This is a genomic window from Halomonas sp. DP5Y7-2 (assembly GCF_019802025.1).
GTDB lineage: Bacteria > Pseudomonadota > Gammaproteobacteria > Pseudomonadales > Halomonadaceae > Halomonas > Halomonas litopenaei_A.
This window is the reverse complement of record NZ_JAHVHY010000008.1, coordinates 69,415-86,958: the sequence shown is the minus strand read 5'-3', so window position 1 is coordinate 86,958 and position 17,544 is coordinate 69,415. Positions and strand designations below refer to the sequence as shown.

The following is a 17,544-nucleotide window of genomic DNA, read 5'->3' as shown; positions in this document are numbered from 1 at the left end:
ATAGAGGTCAGCTTTTTCGCCGCTTATATACCGTTTCGAACATCATGATGATCGCAAGCATGGGGTCGGCCTATCCGTGGACCGGGTTATGAGACGTGCGTTTGGCGAGATTTAGTGGTGGCCGCGAGAGGTAGTCATCGAGGCTGGCATGACCCACCTGCGGCACTGAAGAGACGGCGGAGCGGTACAAAATGTCACTGTTCGCCCCCTTGCGAGGGATCGGCGAGCTGTCTAGGATTCTGTGACGATAGTTATACGAAAGTTGTTCGCAACGAAAGCTTTGCGACATAAAGCTGTGCGACGCAAGAGCTGCGCGAAACGGACGTTGTGCAAAACGGAGGGAGTCGGTATGTGGAGCCTCAAGGATTTGCAGTTGCAGCCCATCGCCGGGGAATGGCGAGACGGGGGATCTGGAAAAACACTGGAAGTGTACGATCCCTATCATCAGACGTCGTTGATCAAGATCGTCCAGGCGGATCGTCATGATGTGGATCGGGCATTCGAAGCCGCGCAACAGGCCCAGCAGCAGTGGTCTGCCACCAGTGCCATCGAGCGGGCAGCCGTACTGAGAAAGGTGGCCGAGCGTCTCGAGGCGCGTAAGGACGAGTTGATCGAATGGTTGGTTCGCGAGTCCGGGAGTACCCGCATCAAGGCGGAACTTGAATGGAACAATGCCCGGGAAATGTCGCTGGAAGCTGCCGCCATGGCGACCCGCGTGCAAGGATCGATGGCCGCGTCCAGCGTGCCGGGCAAGGAACATCGCGTTTATCGCAAGCCACTGGGCGTCATCGGCGTTATCAGTCCCTGGAACTTTCCCTTTCACTTGACCCAGCGCACCATCGGACCGGCGTTGGCCTTGGGTAATGCCGTGGTGCTGAAGCCTGCCAGCGACACGCCGTTGACCGGCGGACTGTTATTGGCTCGGCTGTATGAAGAGGCGGGCCTGCCGGCCGGGCTGCTCAGTGTTGTGGTGGGCTCTGGCAGTGAGTTGGGGACGCCCATCGTCGAGCATCGGTTGGCCAAGCTCATTTCCTTTACGGGTTCAACGGAAGTCGGACGGCAGATTGCCAAGGGCGCTGTGGGCGGTCGCTTCATCAAGCCGGTGGCGCTGGAGCTGGGCGGTAATAGCCCCTTTGTTGTGCTCGATGATGCAGACATTGACCAGGCGGTCAGAGCCGCCGTGGTGGGCAAGTTCATGCACCAGGGGCAGATCTGCATTGCGATCAATCGGCTGATTGTCGATGCCACCATCTACGATGAGTTCGTGGAGCGCTTTGTCGAGCGGGTCAAGGGGCTCAAGGTCGGAGACCCCGCCGAGGCCGACACGGTCATTGGTCCTATCATCAATGAGCAACAGCTCGAGGGCTTGAAAGAGGTCGTGCACAAGGCTCGGCAGTCGGGAGCCAAGGTTGCCCTTGAGGGGTCTTTGGAAGGGCCCTGTCTACGGCCTTGGGTATTTCGCGACGTCAGTGAACAGATGGATATGGCCTGCAATGAGATCTTCGGGCCGGTCGCCGGGATCATCAAGGCCCATGGTGAAGATGACGCCATACGTATCGCCAATGCGACCGAGTACGGCCTTTCCGCAGCCGTCTTCAGCGGTTCCCTGGAGCGCGGCGAACGCGTCGCTCGGCAGATCGACTCCGGCATGGTGCATGTCAATGACATGCCGGTGAATGACGAGCCTCATATGCCCTTCGGTGGCGAGAAGAACTCGGGCATCGGCCGCTTCAATGGTGACTGGGTGCTGGAGGAGATGACCACCGTGCAATGGGTCAGCGTTCAGCGTGAGCCCCGACAGTATCCGTTCTGATGTGGCTGACGAAATGAAGCCACGCAGTGTCAGTTTTACTTAGCTCTCGAGCAACTGCTCCGCTGGTGGGCCGCTCGCCCCCTAGCCAGTGTCACATTGGCGCGCTAGGGTGGTAGTGAACTTCGACCAATGTTGTACAAGGAGATGTTATGAAGAACAGCATGATGCGTCGTTTTGGTATGGCTTTCGTGATTGCCATGATGGCCGGTGGCCTTGCAGCCTGCGAAGAGGAAGGACCCGCGGAGCAGGCTGGTGAAGAGATGGATCAGGCGGTGGAAGATGCCGGTGAATCCATGGAAGAGATGGGCGAGGAGATGGAAGAGTCTGCCGAGGACGCGACCAACTAAGCCTGTCGATACATCGTTTTAGGTAAGGATCTTGTCTCAGGCGAGCCGGCATTGATGCCAGTGTTCGCCGACCAGCCGGACGATCTGGTGATCGATTGAGCAGTCTTTGCTTTAGCGATATACAGCTAACGCTGATATGCCAATCGGTCGCGTGAGACCTTCAACGATCAGTAGGATAAAGAGCCTGCCCTATGGGGCAGGCTCTTTTCTTTTTTGTTGGACAAGGATGACGAAAATGACTCTGTTGAAGGTCACCAGCTTTCTTAGCTGCGCACTTTTCACCTGCAGCGCGCTGGCAGCCACCGAAGCGCCTCACTGGTCCTACCAGGGTGAGACCGGACCGGCTCATTGGGCGGAACTTAGTAACAGTTACGAGATGTGCGGGCTGGGCCATAACCAATCGCCGGTGGATATCGCCTATGGTGTTGATGCGGCGCTGGCACCGCTTGAGCTCTCCTATGGCCAGCCTGGGGCTGCGGTGGTCAACAATGGCCACACGGTTCAGGTGGCCTCTTCTCAGGACAATACCCTGACGCTGGATGGTGACGTCTATACCTTGTTGCAGATGCATTTCCATGCTCCGTCTGAGCACACGGTGGATGGACGCCAGTTCCCGCTGGAGGCGCACCTGGTACATGCCAACCAGGAGGGAGATCTGGCAGTCGTGTCCGTGATGTTCGAAGAAGGTGAGCAAAATGCCGTGTTTGACGGGCTTGTGGCGAGTTTGCCCAGTAGTGCCGGAGGTACGGCGGAAATAGATGGCGGCATTGACTTCGCCCAGGTGCTACCGGAAGACCAGGAATATTTTCGTCTGAATGGTTCGCTGACCACCCCTCCTTGTACCGAAGGTGTTCGCTGGTTGGTGATGAAAGCGCCGCAGTCGCTGTCCTCTGACCAGATGACTGCCTTTGCTCAGGCCATCGGCGATGACAACAATCGCCCGATTCAGCCACGTAATGCGCGAGTGGTGATCGAGTAACCTGAGGGTTGGCGGGTGCATGCTGGCATGTGCCCGCCTGTCGCTGCAGTGGCGTCGTTTCCTTGGAAACTGCACGGTCTTTGCGGAATACGCGCAAGGAGAGGGCTAGCCAAGACGCGCCCAGGCTTCTAATGTAAATGGGGAGTTCATACTCATCATTCCCTGGAGGTGTTACATGAAGCAAGGAACGTTTCGTCGCCTGGCCCTGGCTGCTGCTATTTCGTCGTTGATGTTGGTCATGGCCGGTTGCGAGGATGATGCAGCCGAGGAAGCCGGCGCCAAGGTGGATGACACTCGCGAAGCCGTCGAGGAGCAGGCTCAGGAGCTTGCAGCGGATGCCGAGCAGGCCATGGATGAGGCCGCAGAGGGCATGGCGGAAACCGCTGACGACGCGGAACAGGCCATGGATAACGCCGCCGCCGAAGCCGAGCAGGAAGCCGACGAGGCCGCCGCCAGCATGGCGGAAACCGCTGACGACGCGGAACAGGCCATGGATAGCGCCGCCGCCGAGGCCGAGCAGGAAGCCGACGAGGCCGCTGCCAGCATGGCTGACGCTGCTGACGATGCGGATCAGGCCATGGATGAGGCTGCCGCCGAGGCCGAGCAAGAGGCCGACCAGATGGCGGACAGCGCCGGTGAGGCGGTCGAAGAGGCCGGCGATGAAGTTGAGCAGGCCACCGACAAGGCTGCGCAGTAATCTGTCTGACGCCGCTGCGCTGTTGCCTGGGGGCCCTGTCACGGCTAGGCACCAAGTGCCGACTCACGCCGCCATCCTCCAGCTGAATAGTGCGGGGTTGCTCGAACCGCTCTATCGTTCACGCGGCAAATGAAGAAAAGGGGCCGAGATCCTAGGATCTCGGCCCCTTTTGCGTTCGCTGCCGATAAGCGTCGACCGCTTGCCGGCAGCGGGTAGCACAGACTGCCGTCAGGCGTTTTGTTCGATGCCCTGCACGTACCAGGGGGCATCGTCACGCATTTCGCGCACCAGGTGCCAGGTTTCGTTGAACTCTGTTTCGGTGCCGTTTTCGTTGAGCACTCCATGGAACAGCACGCGGGCTTCGGCCTGGGTGCCCAGTTCCTGCACCCCACCGAGTTCCGCAAACAGACGCACGATCTCGGTCTGGTTGTTGGCTGGCTCGCTGGCGCGCTGCTCGCGCAGCAGGTTGTAGAGCTCCGGTGTCACGTACTCCTGGATGCGCGGGAGGTCATTGTTGTCCCAGGCCCGCTGCAGGGTCATGAAGTGCTCCTTGGCACCACCGAGGAAGCGCTCACGGTCGAACCACTCTGGGTCGCCCTGAGGACCACCGAAGGCGGCACCGGAAGTACCGGAGCTGCCGGGCATCTGGAACGGAGAAGAGGGGGCCTGCTCGCGCTGCATGCCATGTCCGCCACCTCCGGCCGATGCCGTTGCCGAACGACGCCGGGCCAGCAACTTGAACGCCAGGAAGGCGAGGCCCGCCATCAGCAGGATATCGACCATGCCAAGCCCATCGAAGGCACCGCCGAAGAACAGTGCGCCGAGCAGGCTGCCGGCCAGCAGGCCGCCTAGCATGCCTCCCATCAGGCCGCTCTTCTTGCCCGCGGTGGGTGCCGCGTTCGGACGCGCCGTGTTTTGCGTCTGGGTGGCGCTGGGGCTGGCCTGACGCGAGAAGGAGCCGACACTCTTGCCGCCGCCCAGGCGACGGGCATCGGCGCTGTCGACGGCGAGGCCGAAGCCCATCACGCCGACAAGAATCATCACGAGAAGGTGACGCATCTAGACATCTCCATAATTCGGCCTGCGTTGGCCTGTCTTTACCGGTGTCCCTGGTGGTCACCGGTGAGTCGCTCGTCCATTCTAGCGATAACGAGCGTCGCGGGAAGCCGTGTACAACGAAAAGGCGAGGAGAGAGTATGCTGATCGAGCGTAGCGACAGTCTACTACTGGTGGTCGACGTACAGACGGCCTTGATGCCGGTGGTGGCGAGGGGGGACCAGGCGATCACCGAAATTGGCTGGCTGGCAGCCGTGGCGGAGCGCCTGGAGGTTCCGGTGTGGGTGACCGAGCAATACCCCCAGGGGCTGGGGACGACGGAGCCGCGCCTGACGTGCGCCCTGCCACAGAGCGCGCGCTGGTTTACCAAGAGCCACTTCAACGCCTGTCGAGAACGCGAGGTGGCGCAAGCCCTTGAGGCGGCAACGCCGCGTCAGGTGGTGATCGCCGGAGCCGAGGCCCATATCTGTGTGCTGCAAACGGCGCTCGGACTGTTGAAGCAGGAGGTCGAGGTATTCTGGCTGGTCGAGGGTTGCGTCAGCCGACGCGGGGAGGAGGCCAGACTTGCCGGCGAGCGGGCCCGTCAGGCCGGCGCCCAGTTGGTCAGCGCTGACATGGTCGCCTACGAATGGCTCGAGCGCTGCGATGACCAGGCCTTTCGTGAGGTGCATCGTGAATTGCTGCGACCCAGGGCGTCGCGGCCGCTGCGACTCGGGACCTGAGGATCCGGAACTAAGGACCTTGAACCGAGGATGGTGACTAGAGTCTCTTGAAGACAGGGCTTTAAAGACAGTGCCTTGGTAGAGAGGGGGCGGAAAACAGGCCCTGAAACTGGGCCCCTGAAAAAAGATCCGGGAAGCCCTCCCGTAAGAGGGCTTGTCATGCCGGGCCCGGCGCTTCTGCCGCTGCCTCAGGCGGGGGTGTCGCGGGTGAACACCAGGGTGTTGCCCTCGGATTCGGCGGCGCTGAAACGGTAGCCGGCCACGTTGAAGTCCTTGAGGCCTTCCTTGTCATCCAGGCGCTGCTGAATCATCCAGGCGGCCATCAGGCCACGTGCCTTCTTGGCATAGAAGCTGATGATCTTGTACCGATCGTTTTTCCAGTCCTTGAACACAGGTGTGACCACGTCTGCGTTGAGGCTCTTGGCGTCGATGGCCTTGAAGTACTCGTTGGAGGCCAGGTTGACCAGCACCGGGGAGCCACTGCGAGTGACTGCGGCATCCAGCTCGGCGGTCAGCAGCGGCTTCCAGAACGCATAGAGGTCCTTGCCCCGCTCGTTGGCAAGCCGAGTGCCCATTTCCAGTCGATAGGGTTGGATCAGGTCGAGTGGGCGCAACAGGCCATAGAGACCAGACAGAATCCGCAGATGCTCCTGAGCGAAGGCATTGTCGTCATCGCTGAAGGTGTCTGCCTGCAAGCCGACATACACGTCGCCCTGAAAGGCTTGGGCCGCGACCTTGGCGTTGTCCGGCGTGAAGGGTGTCTGCCACTGACCAAAGCGCGCTGCATTGAGGCCAGCGATCTTGTCACTGACTCCCATCAGCTCCGAGATCCTGGCCGGGCTGTAGTCCCGCAGGATGTCGATCAATTCGCGAGAATGCTCGAGATAGTCGGGCTCCGTCCAGGTGGCGGTGGTGGCCGGGGTCTCGAAATCCAGCGTTTTGGCAGGTGAGATCACGCTCAGCATGGGCGGGCTCCTGGGGTCGTTATAGGCCGTCAATCAAAGAGGGGTAGTGTATCAAGCCCCGGCGAAGGCCGGGGCTATGATGCAGATAAGGCCAGAGTATCAGGCTAGCTGGCTCACGCCCTTATGCCTGGGACGTCATGGCAAGGGCGTGCGCCAATGGTGTGTCGAAGGAAAGTCGCAGCTCACGACAAAGCCTAGGCCTTTATCAGGGGCTAGGGTTCGGGATCCGCTGGTGGATCGCCTCGATGCCCTCCAGCACTTCTTCCGACAGCGTCAGTGCCTCTGAAGCCAGGTTGCTCTCCAGCTGATCCATGGTGGTGGCGCCGATGATGTTGCTGGTCAGGAAGGAGCGGGAGTTGACGTAGGCGAGTGCCATCTGGCCCGGGTCGAGGCCGTGCTCGCGTGCCAGCGCCACGTAGCCTTCGGTGGCGGCCGTGGCCTGTTCGGAGCTGTAGCGGCTGAAACGGTCCCACAGCGTCAGGCGTGCGCCCTCTGGGCGAGCGCCGTTCAAGTACTTGCCCGTCAGCACGCCGAAGGCCAAGGGAGAGTAGGCCAGCAGGCCCACCTGCTCGCGCTGGGCAATCTCCGCCAGCCCGACTTCGAAGGTGCGGTTGAGCAGGCTGTAGGGGTTCTGGATCGATGCCACCCTGGGTACGCCGAGAGTGTCAGCCAGTTGAAGACAGCGCATCACCCCCCAGGGCGTCTCGTTGGACACGCCAATGGCACGTACCTTGCCCGCGTCGACCAGTTCTTTCAGGGCCGACAGCGTTTCCTCTAAAGCGGTGGCCTGCTCGTCCTCGTCGTGGGTGTATCCCAGGCGGCCGAAGAAGTTGGTGGAGCGATCAGGCCAGTGCAGCTGGTAGAGATCGACGTAGTCCGTGTTCAGCCGCGACAGGCTGCCATCGATCGCCTCGTGCAGGTGCTGGCGGTCCAGGCGAGGGCCGCCGCGGATATGGCTGATACCGGGGCCTGCGGCCTTGGTGGCAATCACCACGTCATCGCGGCTCTGGCGGCCCTTCAACCAGGAACCGATGTAGGACTCGGTCAGCCCCTGGGTCTCGGCCTTGGGTGGCACCGGGTACATCTCGGCGGCGTCGATGAAATTGACCCCAAAGGCCACGGCTCGGTCGAGCTGGGCGTGGGCTTCTGCTTCCGTGTTCTGTTCGCCGAAGGTCATGGTGCCAAGACAAATGCGGCTGACGTCAATACCGGTAGTGCCGAGAGGGCGGGTCTGCATGGGAGCTCCTTGTGTCGGTGCGTGCACAATGGCACGACCGAACGGTGAATGCTGCATAGCACCGAAATGTTACCTTTGCCCGATATACGTCGCCACCCTCAGGGGTTGAGTCCTCTTCGGGCCAGGCGTATGCTTGCCAACCCGTTGCCCCGGAGGAGTCCGTGGCACCGCAGATTGAACCAGAAGAGCGCCCGTGACACAGGAGGTGTCCGGTCCGACTTCCACGCTTTGGATTCAAGGTTGTTGCCATGCAGCAGGCATCGTCACTGAAGACGCGGCTCGAGTATCGTCTGGCCCAGCAGTTGTTTCATACCCGCTGGCTGCCCCGCTCGCCGCGAACCCAGAGGCTGACCATGCGTCTGTTTCAGCGTTGTGCGGACGCCGGCCATCCGGCGGCTCTATCCCTTTATGGGCACATGCTGTTTCACCGGTCACGGGCTCCCCAAGACAAGGCACGTGGCGCCCGCTACGTGCTTCAGGCCGCTCACGGCGGAGACGCTCGCGCCCAGTATCAGGCCGGGCAAATCCATGAGAATGGGTGCGCCCTGTATCCCGCCCGTCACGACCATGCCGTCACCTGGTACGCCAGAGCCGGCGAGGCCGGTCATGCGCTGGCCGCCGCGCGTCTTGAGCGGGCCTACCGCCATGGAGAGCTGTCGCTGCCCGTTGATCGGGAGCGCGCTGACTACTGGGCATCCTTGGCCCGTCCCGGCCAGGCGCCGGCGACAAGCGACGGTGGAGACGATGTCGCTACCGCTTCGCTGGACAAAGCAGAAGGCCAGCAGCGACACTAGGGTGATCTAGCGCGACCACGGGTTGCGCGCGGGTCCCGGTAAGGCCGATGCGAGCGGCGGTTCAGGCTACCCTGACCGCCGCTGACAGTTTGGGCGTCGGGAAGGGTTTTCGTTGTCGGATAACGTCGAGTCGGCGTTTCGGCCGGCAGTCACTTCGAGGTTCTCAGCCTGTGGCGTTACCGACTCTGCTCGATATCGAGGCGTCTGGTTTCGGGCGCGGTAGTTATCCCATCGAGGTTGGGCTGGCCCGCCCTGATGGCAGTTGCTGTGCCTTTCTCATTCAGCCGCTTGATGAGTGGACCCATTGGGATCCCAAGGCCGAGCTGTTGCATGGCATCTCCCGCGCACGCTTGCAGCGGGAAGGCTACCCCGTGCGGCACGTGGCGCGCTGGCTGAATGATGAGTTGCATCAGGTGGGTATCGCCTATAGCGACAGCTGGGGCTATGACAACACCTGGCTGTCACTCCTCTTTCATCATGCCGGAATGATCCCCGCTTTCCGTCTGGAAGCCTTGAGGCGTTTGCTGGACGAGGCCCAGATGGCCATGTGGAGCGACGTCAAGGAAGCGATGATTGCCGAGCAGGGCATTCAGCGTCACCGAGCCGGTGACGACGCCAAGCTGCTGCAGATGACCTTTGCACGGACCCAGGCGCTCAGTGCGCGACGCTGAGCGCTGGCGTCAGTCAGACAACTTGTCCACAGTGGCCAGTCAGTGACTGTCTGTGGACAAGTCGTGGTTCAGAGCTCGGCCACCTGGAGCAGCACCTTGCCGGTGTTGGCGTTGGCGTCGACGTGGCGATGGGCGGCCTCGACTTCCTGAATGGGCCATTGGGCATCAATCTGCGGTGTCAGATCCCCGCGCTCTATCCTGGGCCATACGTGGCGTGCCAGCTGATCCAGTATCTTGCCTTTGGCCTGGGGGGATTTGGCGCGCAGGGTGGAGCCGATCAGGCGCTGGCGTTTCATCAGCATTCGCCCTAGATCCAGCTCGGCGTGGCGCCCTCCCATCAGGCCGATGAGCACCAGTCGGCCATCGGCGGCGAGCACGCGCTGGTTGTCTGCCAGATAGCTCGCGCCTACTGGGTCGAGAATCACATTGATCTCGCCAAACGCCTTCACCGCTTCGACAAAACTTCCGTGATGACGATTGACCCCGGACTTGGCGCCCAACGCGAGGCAGTGCGCCAGCTTGTCGTCGCTGCCCACGGTGACAAAGCAGGGGTGGTCGAACTCTCGGCATAGCTGAATGGCGGCAGTACCGACGCCGCTGGCGGCCGCGTGGATCAGCACGCGCTCTCCCGGCTCCAGCGCCCCCTCCATGAACAGGTTCAGCCAGGCGGTGGCATAGACCTCCGGCAAGGCAGCGGCCTCGCGCAGGTCCACACCGGCCGGAACGGGCAGGACCTGGCGCTCGTCGACGCACACGCGCTCGGCATAGCCACCGCCGGCCAGCAGGGCACATACGGGCTGTCCACGTCTGAGCTGCTCGACGTCGGGACCGACGGCTGCCACGCGGCCACTGACCTCCAGCCCCAGCACGCTGGAGGCCCCCTCAGGGGGAGGATAGTGCCCGGCGCGCTGCATCAGGTCGGCGCGGTTGACGCCGGCCCAGGCCACCTCGATATGCACCTCTCGACCTTGCGGTGGAGCGAGATCCTGGCTGCGTTGCCACCGTAGCTGGTCGCCGTCTGGTTGAATGGCGTACATGTGACATCCTCCTTGTCGGTGTTCAGTGGTGGCGCAAGGCGCCGAGCCGACGGCTCCGCGCTCAGCCCGGCAGATGGGCCAGCCGTTGCTCCAGTCGGTCCAGTAACTCGTCCGGGGTAGCGGCCGTGACCAGCGTCTGCAAGGTACGGGCGTCCAGGAAGCCCTGGGCAACGCCGGCTTCCAGAAAGTCCAGCAGCGGACGGTAGAACTGGCAGCTATCCAGGATGCCGATAGGCTTCGCGTGCAGTCCCAGGTAGTGCCAGGTCCAGGTCTCGAAGAATTCTTCCAGCGTGCCGATGCCACCAGGCAGCATGACGAAGGCGTCGGCACTGGCTGCCATCTGGGCCTTGCGCTCGTGCATGTCGGCGACCCTGATCAGCTCGCTGAGACCCGTGTGGGCCAACTCCCGATCCACCAGGTGATGGGGCATGACGCCAACGACCTGGCCACCGGCGTCCAGCGCTGCATTCGCCAGCGCCCCCATCAGGCCGACGCTGGCGCCCCCGTAGACGAGTCCATGTCCGCGCTCGGCCAGGCGACGGCCAAACACGCGTGTGTCGTCGATAAAGCGTGGATCCTCTCCCTGGCGTGAGCCGAGATAGACGCAGATCTGGGCCATTTGAGGCCTCCCTGAGGTAATGATGGGGTCGCGAGGAAGGCCCGAGATGAGGCACGGGCCAGGGGATTACGGCAGCAGGTCGATGATGCCGTAGTGCTCGTCGACCCATTGTCCGATCACATTGTGGCCGCACAGGTGGTGGGCGTACTGCGTGTGCAGGCAGCGAACCTGGTCGTGGTTGGCGATGCCGCCGATTCCTCGCTCGCGCAGCACCCGGTCATAGCCTAGGCGCTCGACCTCGGCGCGCTGGGCGTCGCTCATCAGCGCCCAGCGGGTGTCGATGTAGTCCTGGTGGCTGGCGTGATAGGCCGCGCGAAATTCCTCGTCTTCCTGCAGGCGCGCTTCCAGCGACTTGATCACGCCGGCGGCTTCGATTCTCGACAGCTCGACCTTGAGCAGGTCGGAGCTCAGCCAGAACAGGGTCGGGAAGGGCTTGCCATCGACGATGGGAGCCATGCGCAGGACCAGAGGAGTGCCTTTGCCGTCGGTAGCCGCCAGGGCCTCGATGCCGCGAGGCTCGCGTCCCAGCTGCTCGGCGATGATGGCCATCTGGGCAGCGTCGGGGGTCGTGTCAGGATGGATCACCATCGGGGTTGTCTCTTACAAATTTGGTGGAGCGGCCCACGGCACGGAAGAACGCGCGATTGAGCTGTTCCGGGGTGGGTACATAGGCATGTTCGCGCTCGAGGTACTCGCTGCCTCGTGCGATCAGAACGTCGTAGAGTCGATTGAAGGGCGCATCATAGTCGTAGGGATCAGCACCGAACAAGCGGATGTGCGGGTAGTCCGCGAAGCGCTCGAGAAAGAAGGTCTCGAGGCTGGCCTCAGCCGCGCGGTGGCGCACCTTATCGTCCGGATCGAGCCAGAGGGTATAGCGGATCGCCATGCAGTGCATCCTTGTTGACGTTGCGCCAACCTAGCATTTTTTGCGCCTTAGACCCAGCGTATCAGGACCGCCGCCATCGCCTGGCCGTCGCGCTAGACCCCGTGGCTGCGGGTAGCGCACTAGTGGCTGCGGACTAGCGCACCAGTGGCTGCGGACTAGCGCACTAGTGGCTGCGGACTAGCGCACTAGTGGCAACGGACTAGCGCACTAGTGGCAACGGACTAGCGCAAGAGCGGAGCCACGGTTGCCCGCGTCAACACGACCAAGTCCTCCGGGGCCAGGCAGATTTCAAGGCCCCTACGTCCTCCGCTGACGTGCATCTGGGACAGCCTCTGGCAGCTGTCGTCGATGAAGGTAGCCAGGCGCTTCTTCTGCCCAAGGGGACTGATTCCCCCGACGATATAGCCCGTGGCGCGCTCGGCGTCGGCGGGGTCAGCCATGCTGGCCTTGCGGGCGCCCGCCGCGCGGGCCAGCGCCTTGAGGTCGAGCTTGGCAGAGACCGGGACGATGGCCACTACCAGTCGATGGCCGTCCAGATTCGCCAGCAAGGTCTTGAACACACTCTCGGCGTCTAGCCCAAGCTGTTCGGCGGCCTCTTCGCCGTAAGCCGCCGAGCGGGCATCGTGTTCATAGCTCAGTACGCTGAAGTTGACCTTGGCCCTTTCCAGGGCCTTGATGGCGGGGGTCATGGCGATGAAGGTTCCTTGGGGTGGGGCAGGCAGGCCATTATCGGCGAGGCCAGGCGAACGGCCAACCGTACCCTTAACGGACGATCTGGCCTGCCATCGGGGCAACGTGCTCAGGCTTCGGTCATTTCCGCCTCGTGCAGGTGTTCCATCAGCGCCTCACGCAGCGCGCCGGTAATCGGTACCGACGCCTTGGTGTGATGGTCGAAATGCACCAGCACGGTATGGCCGATGTTGGTCATGACCCCTTGCTGGTGCGCTTCCTGGGTCACGGTAAAGGAACTCTTGCCGAGTCGCGACAGATAGGTGCGGATCTCGATGTCGTGACCGTAATGAAGCTCAGCCCGGTAGTCGATCTCCATGCGCGCCATGATCAGCCGCCATTTGGCGGGATCCAGGTCTGGAGTGAACAGCCGGAACAGCTCGTTGCGGGCCAGCTCGAACCAGGCCGGCAGGCGTGTGTTGTTAATATGGCCGAGGGCATCAGTGTCGTAGAAAGCGGGCTCGATCGTGCGGGTCAGCATGGACATTCTCACGTGCAGGAAGGTGTGCTTCAGGATTGACCCAAGCAAGCGCTAGGTCAAGCCCGCTTCCAGGTCACAACGTGCGCTGCTGGCGCCGGCGGCGAGCTGCCCACCACTGTTGCAGTCGCATCCAGCCCAGCAGCCACAGCGTGGCGGCGACGAAGCCCAGCAGCGTGCCCTGCCAAAGTCCCATCGTCGCGTAGGTCAGCGATACCACCAGGGCATAGCACAGCAATGAGCCAAGACCGGCAGGGTAGTGCTTGATGACCGTGGCCACTGGAGCGGTACCCTGGGTCAGGTGCAGAATCACCAGAAAGGGGTACATGGTCACCGGGAAGGCGGCCATGACCCCGGCCCAGGCGCTGGGAACGGCGTGGGCAAGGCCGGTGATCAGGAAAATGATGGCGGCAGCGAGCCCAGCCCTTAGTGCCAAGGCAGGCCAGGAAAAGCCACCCTTGGGGCTGGCCTTGATGTCCGGGACCCCGCGATAGAGCCAAGTGAATAGCGCAATGGCGACGAGGGTGATCAGGGTTCCGCTGATGCGATTGAGGTCGAGCTGGGTCAACAGACTGCTGGCGGCCAGCCAGGCAACGAGCCCTCCCGCAGTGCCCGTCAGGACTCCTTTGAGGCCATCCCCACGGGCCGCGAGCAGGTAGCCGCCGCCCAGCGCCAGGGTGGCCGTGAAGCCTGCCAGGGTATGCACGGCGCTATCAGCGGCAAACTGGGGGGAAAGCTCCAGCCCGATAAAGAACAGGGCGATGGCCGTGCCCAGGGGATAGCCGGAGAGCAGTCCAGCGACGCGAGTGCTGACTCTTTCGGCGATGACTGACAGGCCGAGCACGACGCCGATGGAAATGAGCAGCTTGGCCAGCTGCCAATGGAAGGGAACGTCCATAAGAAAAATGCGATCCTTAAGCTATCGTTAAAGCATGATGCCGATCCGGGAGGTCGACATGACAGAGCTGTCGCCGCCGCCGCGCCCCGAATGTTGCGAGCTGTGTGAGCGAGCCGCGCCCTTGACCAAGCACCATTTGATCCCGAGGTCACTACACGGCAAGGCGCGCTATCGACGGCGGCACGACCGCGTCGAGCGACTGACGGCCATCCTGTGGGTATGTCATGGTTGCCATCGCCACTTGCATGCGGTGCTCAGCGAGAGGGAACTGGCGGACCATTATCGCAGTCGAGACGCGCTGCTGGCACACCCTGATATTCGTTCCTTCGTTGAATGGCTGGCGACCAAGCCCGCTGGATTTCGGCCGAAGCGACCGACCCGGCGGCGGCAATGATCTGGTCGCCACGGCGACGCGGCGGGGTTATACCAGGCGCAATCCCTGACGGTCCGTCCAGGCTGCTGTCAGGGCTGGTGCCAGGGATTCCCGGAGGTGCTCCGGCAACGCATCCAGGGCCTGGTCGCGGCTGGTGAATTCACGATTGCGCAGCCAGCAGTAAGCCCATGCGCAGGCCTCGTCTTCATCTCCTGGCGTCGGGCGAGCGGGCATCTGGACCAGCAGGAACAGCGCGGTGCGCACCGCCCAGTGAGGCGGAAGGTCCTCGTCCTGGCGGTCTGCCCACAGAGCAAGCGTCGCGCCGTCGGGAGTCTCGCCCGGCTCGCCGAGTCCCGCCACCCTGGCCGTTTCGGCCAGGATCAATGCCAGTCGATCGGGATCACCGCGACCCAAGGCCAGCCATTGGCCAATCAGCGCCGGCATTCCGCGACACACCTTGGCGAAGAATCCGTGATGCGGCATGGTGCTTGTCATGGAAAATGCGTCCTTCAAATACTTGGCCAGGGTAACCTGGTAATCGAACAGCCATCGTCAGGGAGATGACCATGAACTTCGATTTTGCCACGCCGATTGATCGACGGCAGCCCCGGGATGCCGATCAGTGCCCGCCGTGGCCGTCACAGAAGTGGCATCGCTACGCCGATGACGTGCTGCCGCTGTGGGTGGCCGATATGGACTTTCGTTCACCCCCTGCGGTGATTGATGCCCTGTCAGAGCGCGTCGGTCACGGGGTCTACGGCTACGGCAAGGTGCCAGAAAGCCTCGAGCAGGCGCTGGTCGACTGGAGTCGCGAGCACTACGGCTGGGAAATCTCCCCCCGCTGGCAGCACTGGTTGCCGGGGGTGGTGCCTGCCCTTCATCTGGCGAGCTTGGCATTTACCAAGCCAGGCGATGGGGTGCTGACGATTACCCCGATCTATCCTCCTTTCCTGCAGGTGGCCGAACGAACCGGTCGCCTGGCGCAGCAGGCCGAGATGACGCCGCCGGCGTCACCAGGAGAGTCCTGGACGCTGGACCTGGATGCCATCGAGGAGGCCATCACCGAGCGCACACGACTGCTGTTATGGTGCCATCCCCATAACCCCACCGGGCGCCAGTGGCGACGGGACGAGCTCGAAGGCCTGGCGGCGCTGGTCGAGCGCCACCAACTGATCGTGGTGTCCGACGAGCTGCATTGCGATCTGCTGCTTGAAGACGGGGAGCGACACGAGCCACTGGCGGCCGCACTGCCGCAGCTTGCCGAGCGCACCGTGACGCTGTGGGCACCGTCCAAGACCTTCAATCTGGCGGGACTCACCGCTGCCTGCGCGGTGATACCGGATGGGCGATTGAGGCAGCGTTTTCGTGACCGGGCAAAAGGGCTGATGCCGGACGCCAATGTGTTGGGACTGGTGGCGGCAGAGGCCGCCTATCGTCATGGCGAGCCCTGGCGCCAGGCGCTGCTGGAAGTGCTTCGAGAAAATCGCCAGCGATTGGCCGAATATGTGGCCGGCTGGCCGGGCGTGGTCTGGGCGGCTCCGGAATCTACCTATCTGGCGTGGCTGGACCTGCGGCAGTCGGCGCTGTCGGGCCAGGAGTCACCCGCCAAGGTGCTGCTCGAACGCGCTGGCGTGGCGTTGTCTGACGGGGCCGACTTTGGCTGGCCGGGCTTTGTCAGGCTCAACTTTGGTACCACCGCCGCCCAGCTGGGTGAAGCCTTGGCGCGGATGGATCGTGTGCTCGCTGGCTGACCATGTCGGCAGCCGTGCACCCGCTAAATGCCAGCAGGGCCCATCAAGGGCCCTGCTGGTGGTTGCTGGCAGACGCTGCCGGGTGAGGGGGGCGGTATTCAGCCTTCAGTACAGCAGGGCGAACAGCTTGCGCCGGTAGCTGACGGTCAGCGGATGGTCTGCCCCCAGGGCGTCAAACACCCGTAGCAGGGTCTTGCGAGCCAGGTCATCGCCGTATCCACGATCACGCTTCATGACCGTGAGCAGTCCTTCCAGGCCGTTCTCATAGTCACCGTCGGCGACCTGGCGCAGGGCCCTCTGGTAGTGGGCTTCACTGTCATCGCGCCCTTCCAGAGACGCGAGTGTGGCCGCATCGGGGGCTTCCTCGCTGAACTCGATGCTGGCACGAACGCCTCGGGCCTCGGGGCCGTCGCGATCCTCTGGCGCTAGGGCGTCGAGCAGCTGGCGTGCCTGGTCATTGCTGCCCTCTGCGACCAGAACCTTGGCCAGCTGGATACGATAGGCCACGTGGTCAGGATATTGCTCGCTCAGCTCCTGGTAGATGCTGCGCGCCGTCGCGGTATCGCCGGACGCCAGGGCCTGCTCTGCCTGTTCCTCGGGACTTGCGGGGGCATCTTCAGGAGCCGGAAAGTAGCGTGCGAGCCACTCGCGGATGTCCTTTTCAGGCAGCGCACCCTGGAAGTGGTCGACCAGGCCGCCCTGGCTGATCAACTTGACGTCGGGTACCGAGCGCACGCCCAGCTGGCCTGCGATGTCCTGGTTGTCGTCGATGTTGAGCTTGGCCAACAGAAAGGTGCCGCGATACTCGCGCGTCAGCTTTTCCAGCACCGGCATCAGGTTCTTGCAGGGTTCGCACCAGGGGGCCCAGCAGTCGAGGAGGATCGGCACGCGCATGGACAGTTCCAGCACCTGCTGAATATTGCTGCGATCAACGTCGAAGATCAGATCGCTGTCGGCCGGCCCCTGGGTAGCGGCCTCTGCTTGGCCAGCGCTGTGCTGGGCGGGTTCGGTGCTCAACGGCTCGCCGGTGCGCGGGTCGACGATTGGCATGGGGACGCAACCTTGTCTGATAAGTGGATAGAGCTAAGAGATGCGGTCGCTGGTCGCCGACTTCAAGGCCTGTCGCAAGGCCGTTGATGAGCGCTATGCGACTAAAGATGGAGGTCAAATGGGACTTAGTCTTCTGCTAAATAGGCCCATGTTTCGCGTGGGGCGGCATAACACTCGCAGCCGAGTGAACGTGCGTGTCGAAGGATGGGGCTGTGCCGGCCCGGGGTCCGATCAGCAAGGCGTCGAGATAGCAGTGGCGCACAAGAAAACGGGGCAATCTCAAGAGATTGCCCCGTTTCATGATGTTTGGTAGCGGGGACCGGATTTGAACCGATGACCTTCGGGTTATGAGCCCGACGAGCTACCAGACTGCTCCACCCCGCATCAACGAGGACGAAGTATACGGATTTTTTGGCCCACGTCAACCCTGTGCGAATTCGCG

General features: G+C 62.7%; 21 protein-coding genes and 1 tRNA gene. 9 read left to right on the top strand and 13 right to left on the bottom strand.

Going from position 1 to position 17,544, the window contains the following annotated elements; translation table 11 throughout:
* Nucleotides 1-349 precede the first annotated feature (349 nt).
* From KUW18_RS15860 to KUW18_RS15845, 4 genes are all read left to right on the top strand, one after another.
* Nucleotides 350-1,813, top strand: coding sequence for an aldehyde dehydrogenase family protein (locus KUW18_RS15860; RefSeq protein ID WP_222561826.1), 1,464 nt, complete (start codon nt 350-352; stop codon nt 1,811-1,813).
* Nucleotides 1,814-1,962: 149 nt separating this feature from the next.
* Entirely contained in the window at nt 1,963-2,160 is a 198-nt protein-coding gene (locus KUW18_RS15855; protein WP_206940522.1) for a hypothetical protein, read from the top strand.
* Between the two features lie 235 nt (nt 2,161-2,395).
* Nucleotides 2,396-3,139 (top strand): carbonic anhydrase, encoded by a 744-nt coding sequence (locus KUW18_RS15850; protein ID WP_222561825.1) that lies wholly within the window; start codon nt 2,396-2,398, stop codon nt 3,137-3,139.
* Between the two features lie 175 nt (nt 3,140-3,314).
* On the top strand, nt 3,315-3,836 hold the full coding sequence (locus tag KUW18_RS15845; protein WP_222561824.1) for a hypothetical protein: 522 nt from the start codon (nt 3,315-3,317) through the stop codon (nt 3,834-3,836).
* 228 nt (nt 3,837-4,064) lie between these two features.
* On the opposite strand, the gene KUW18_RS15840 is transcribed toward KUW18_RS15845, so the two are convergent.
* A complete protein-coding gene (locus KUW18_RS15840) occupies nt 4,065-4,895 on the bottom strand; it encodes a Tim44 domain-containing protein (RefSeq protein ID WP_222164003.1) in 831 nt (276 codons plus the stop codon).
* A gap of 137 nt (nt 4,896-5,032) precedes the next feature.
* Between KUW18_RS15840 and KUW18_RS15835 the strand changes: the two genes are divergently transcribed.
* Nucleotides 5,033-5,614 carry an isochorismatase family protein gene (locus tag KUW18_RS15835; protein ID WP_222561823.1) on the top strand — a complete coding sequence of 194 codons (582 nt, stop codon included), beginning with the start codon at nt 5,033-5,035 and terminating at the stop codon, nt 5,612-5,614.
* Between the two features lie 188 nt (nt 5,615-5,802).
* On the opposite strand, the gene yaaA is transcribed toward KUW18_RS15835, so the two are convergent.
* On the bottom strand, nt 5,803-6,579 hold the full coding sequence (gene yaaA, locus KUW18_RS15830) for a peroxide stress protein YaaA (protein ID WP_222561822.1): 777 nt from the start codon (nt 6,577-6,579) through the stop codon (nt 5,803-5,805).
* Between the two features lie 205 nt (nt 6,580-6,784).
* The gene (locus tag KUW18_RS15825; RefSeq protein WP_222561821.1) at nt 6,785-7,816 is read right to left on the bottom strand and encodes an NADP(H)-dependent aldo-keto reductase; all 1,032 of its coding nucleotides are present in this window, start codon (nt 7,814-7,816) and stop codon (nt 6,785-6,787) included.
* A gap of 248 nt (nt 7,817-8,064) precedes the next feature.
* Here KUW18_RS15825 and KUW18_RS15820 point away from each other — a divergent pair, with 248 nt between their 5' ends.
* Both KUW18_RS15820 and KUW18_RS15815 read left to right on the top strand, forming a co-directional pair.
* Complete coding sequence (locus tag KUW18_RS15820; protein WP_224852123.1) at nt 8,065-8,610, top strand: tetratricopeptide repeat protein; 546 nt, start codon at nt 8,065-8,067, stop codon at nt 8,608-8,610.
* 170 nt (nt 8,611-8,780) lie between these two features.
* Nucleotides 8,781-9,281, top strand: coding sequence for a hypothetical protein (locus tag KUW18_RS15815; RefSeq protein ID WP_206940507.1), 501 nt, complete (start codon nt 8,781-8,783; stop codon nt 9,279-9,281).
* 68 nt (nt 9,282-9,349) lie between these two features.
* On the opposite strand, the gene KUW18_RS15810 is transcribed toward KUW18_RS15815, so the two are convergent.
* From KUW18_RS15810 to KUW18_RS15780, 7 genes are all read right to left on the bottom strand, one after another.
* On the bottom strand, nt 9,350-10,318 hold the full coding sequence (locus KUW18_RS15810; RefSeq protein ID WP_206940505.1) for an NAD(P)H-quinone oxidoreductase: 969 nt from the start codon (nt 10,316-10,318) through the stop codon (nt 9,350-9,352).
* A 61-nt stretch (nt 10,319-10,379) separates the two neighbouring features.
* Nucleotides 10,380-10,937, bottom strand: a complete 558-nt coding sequence (locus tag KUW18_RS15805; protein ID WP_206940503.1) for a TIGR00730 family Rossman fold protein — start codon at nt 10,935-10,937, stop codon at nt 10,380-10,382.
* A 66-nt stretch (nt 10,938-11,003) separates the two neighbouring features.
* A complete protein-coding gene (locus tag KUW18_RS15800) occupies nt 11,004-11,525 on the bottom strand; it encodes a DUF501 domain-containing protein (protein WP_206940501.1) in 522 nt (173 codons plus the stop codon).
* Entirely contained in the window at nt 11,509-11,823 is a 315-nt protein-coding gene (locus KUW18_RS15795; RefSeq protein ID WP_222238883.1) for a hypothetical protein, read from the bottom strand. The genes KUW18_RS15800 and KUW18_RS15795 overlap by 17 nt, the downstream gene beginning before the upstream one ends.
* 221 nt (nt 11,824-12,044) lie before the next feature.
* Complete coding sequence (gene ybaK / locus KUW18_RS15790; RefSeq protein WP_222561820.1) at nt 12,045-12,512, bottom strand: Cys-tRNA(Pro) deacylase; 468 nt, start codon at nt 12,510-12,512, stop codon at nt 12,045-12,047.
* A 110-nt stretch (nt 12,513-12,622) separates the two neighbouring features.
* Complete coding sequence (locus tag KUW18_RS15785) at nt 12,623-13,033, bottom strand: acyl-CoA thioesterase (protein ID WP_206940486.1); 411 nt, start codon at nt 13,031-13,033, stop codon at nt 12,623-12,625.
* Nucleotides 13,034-13,106: 73 nt separating this feature from the next.
* On the bottom strand, nt 13,107-13,928 hold the full coding sequence (locus tag KUW18_RS15780) for a hypothetical protein (protein WP_222561819.1): 822 nt from the start codon (nt 13,926-13,928) through the stop codon (nt 13,107-13,109).
* Nucleotides 13,929-13,986: 58 nt separating this feature from the next.
* On the opposite strand from KUW18_RS15780, the gene KUW18_RS15775 reads away from it, so the two are divergent.
* Nucleotides 13,987-14,322, top strand: coding sequence for a hypothetical protein (locus KUW18_RS15775; protein WP_206940481.1), 336 nt, complete (start codon nt 13,987-13,989; stop codon nt 14,320-14,322).
* Nucleotides 14,323-14,349: 27 nt separating this feature from the next.
* Here KUW18_RS15775 and KUW18_RS15770 read toward each other — a convergent pair whose 3' ends face one another.
* Nucleotides 14,350-14,784, bottom strand: a complete 435-nt coding sequence (locus tag KUW18_RS15770) for a hypothetical protein (protein ID WP_206940852.1) — start codon at nt 14,782-14,784, stop codon at nt 14,350-14,352.
* Nucleotides 14,785-14,867: 83 nt separating this feature from the next.
* Here KUW18_RS15770 and KUW18_RS15765 point away from each other — a divergent pair, with 83 nt between their 5' ends.
* A complete protein-coding gene (locus KUW18_RS15765; RefSeq protein WP_222561818.1) occupies nt 14,868-16,052 on the top strand; it encodes a MalY/PatB family protein in 1,185 nt (394 codons plus the stop codon).
* A gap of 105 nt (nt 16,053-16,157) precedes the next feature.
* Here KUW18_RS15765 and KUW18_RS15760 read toward each other — a convergent pair whose 3' ends face one another.
* Both KUW18_RS15760 and KUW18_RS15755 read right to left on the bottom strand, forming a co-directional pair.
* Nucleotides 16,158-17,102: a thioredoxin family protein gene (locus KUW18_RS15760; protein WP_222561817.1), complete on the bottom strand. Its 945-nt coding sequence runs from the start codon at nt 17,100-17,102 to the stop codon at nt 16,158-16,160.
* 307 nt (nt 17,103-17,409) lie between these two features.
* Nucleotides 17,410-17,486 (bottom strand) — tRNA-Met (locus tag KUW18_RS15755).
* Between the last annotated feature and the right edge of the window lie 58 nt (nt 17,487-17,544).

Excerpts from the sequence above, each read along its gene's own strand:
- KUW18_RS15860 (WP_222561826.1), top strand. The coding sequence starts at position 350 with ATGTGGAGCCTCAAGGATTTGCAGTTGCAGCCCATCGCCGGGGAATGG.
- KUW18_RS15855 (WP_206940522.1), top strand. The coding sequence starts at position 1,963 with ATGAAGAACAGCATGATGCGTCGTTTTGGTATGGCTTTCGTGATTGCC.
- KUW18_RS15850 (WP_222561825.1), top strand. The coding sequence starts at position 2,396 with ATGACTCTGTTGAAGGTCACCAGCTTTCTTAGCTGCGCACTTTTCACC.
- KUW18_RS15845 (WP_222561824.1), top strand. The coding sequence starts at position 3,315 with ATGAAGCAAGGAACGTTTCGTCGCCTGGCCCTGGCTGCTGCTATTTCG.
- KUW18_RS15840 (WP_222164003.1), bottom strand. The coding sequence starts at position 4,895 with ATGCGTCACCTTCTCGTGATGATTCTTGTCGGCGTGATGGGCTTCGGC.
- KUW18_RS15835 (WP_222561823.1), top strand. The coding sequence starts at position 5,033 with ATGCTGATCGAGCGTAGCGACAGTCTACTACTGGTGGTCGACGTACAG.
- yaaA (WP_222561822.1), bottom strand. The coding sequence starts at position 6,579 with ATGCTGAGCGTGATCTCACCTGCCAAAACGCTGGATTTCGAGACCCCG.
- KUW18_RS15825 (WP_222561821.1), bottom strand. The coding sequence starts at position 7,816 with ATGCAGACCCGCCCTCTCGGCACTACCGGTATTGACGTCAGCCGCATT.
- KUW18_RS15820 (WP_224852123.1), top strand. The coding sequence starts at position 8,065 with ATGCAGCAGGCATCGTCACTGAAGACGCGGCTCGAGTATCGTCTGGCC.
- KUW18_RS15810 (WP_206940505.1), bottom strand. The coding sequence starts at position 10,318 with ATGTACGCCATTCAACCAGACGGCGACCAGCTACGGTGGCAACGCAGC.
- KUW18_RS15805 (WP_206940503.1), bottom strand. The coding sequence starts at position 10,937 with ATGGCCCAGATCTGCGTCTATCTCGGCTCACGCCAGGGAGAGGATCCA.
- KUW18_RS15800 (WP_206940501.1), bottom strand. The coding sequence starts at position 11,525 with ATGGTGATCCATCCTGACACGACCCCCGACGCTGCCCAGATGGCCATC.
- KUW18_RS15795 (WP_222238883.1), bottom strand. The coding sequence starts at position 11,823 with ATGGCGATCCGCTATACCCTCTGGCTCGATCCGGACGATAAGGTGCGC.
- ybaK (WP_222561820.1), bottom strand. The coding sequence starts at position 12,512 with ATGACCCCCGCCATCAAGGCCCTGGAAAGGGCCAAGGTCAACTTCAGC.
- KUW18_RS15785 (WP_206940486.1), bottom strand. The coding sequence starts at position 13,033 with ATGCTGACCCGCACGATCGAGCCCGCTTTCTACGACACTGATGCCCTC.
- KUW18_RS15780 (WP_222561819.1), bottom strand. The coding sequence starts at position 13,928 with ATGGACGTTCCCTTCCATTGGCAGCTGGCCAAGCTGCTCATTTCCATC.
- KUW18_RS15775 (WP_206940481.1), top strand. The coding sequence starts at position 13,987 with ATGACAGAGCTGTCGCCGCCGCCGCGCCCCGAATGTTGCGAGCTGTGT.
- KUW18_RS15770 (WP_206940852.1), bottom strand. The coding sequence starts at position 14,784 with ATGCCGCATCACGGATTCTTCGCCAAGGTGTGTCGCGGAATGCCGGCG.
- KUW18_RS15765 (WP_222561818.1), top strand. The coding sequence starts at position 14,868 with ATGAACTTCGATTTTGCCACGCCGATTGATCGACGGCAGCCCCGGGAT.
- KUW18_RS15760 (WP_222561817.1), bottom strand. The coding sequence starts at position 17,102 with ATGCCAATCGTCGACCCGCGCACCGGCGAGCCGTTGAGCACCGAACCC.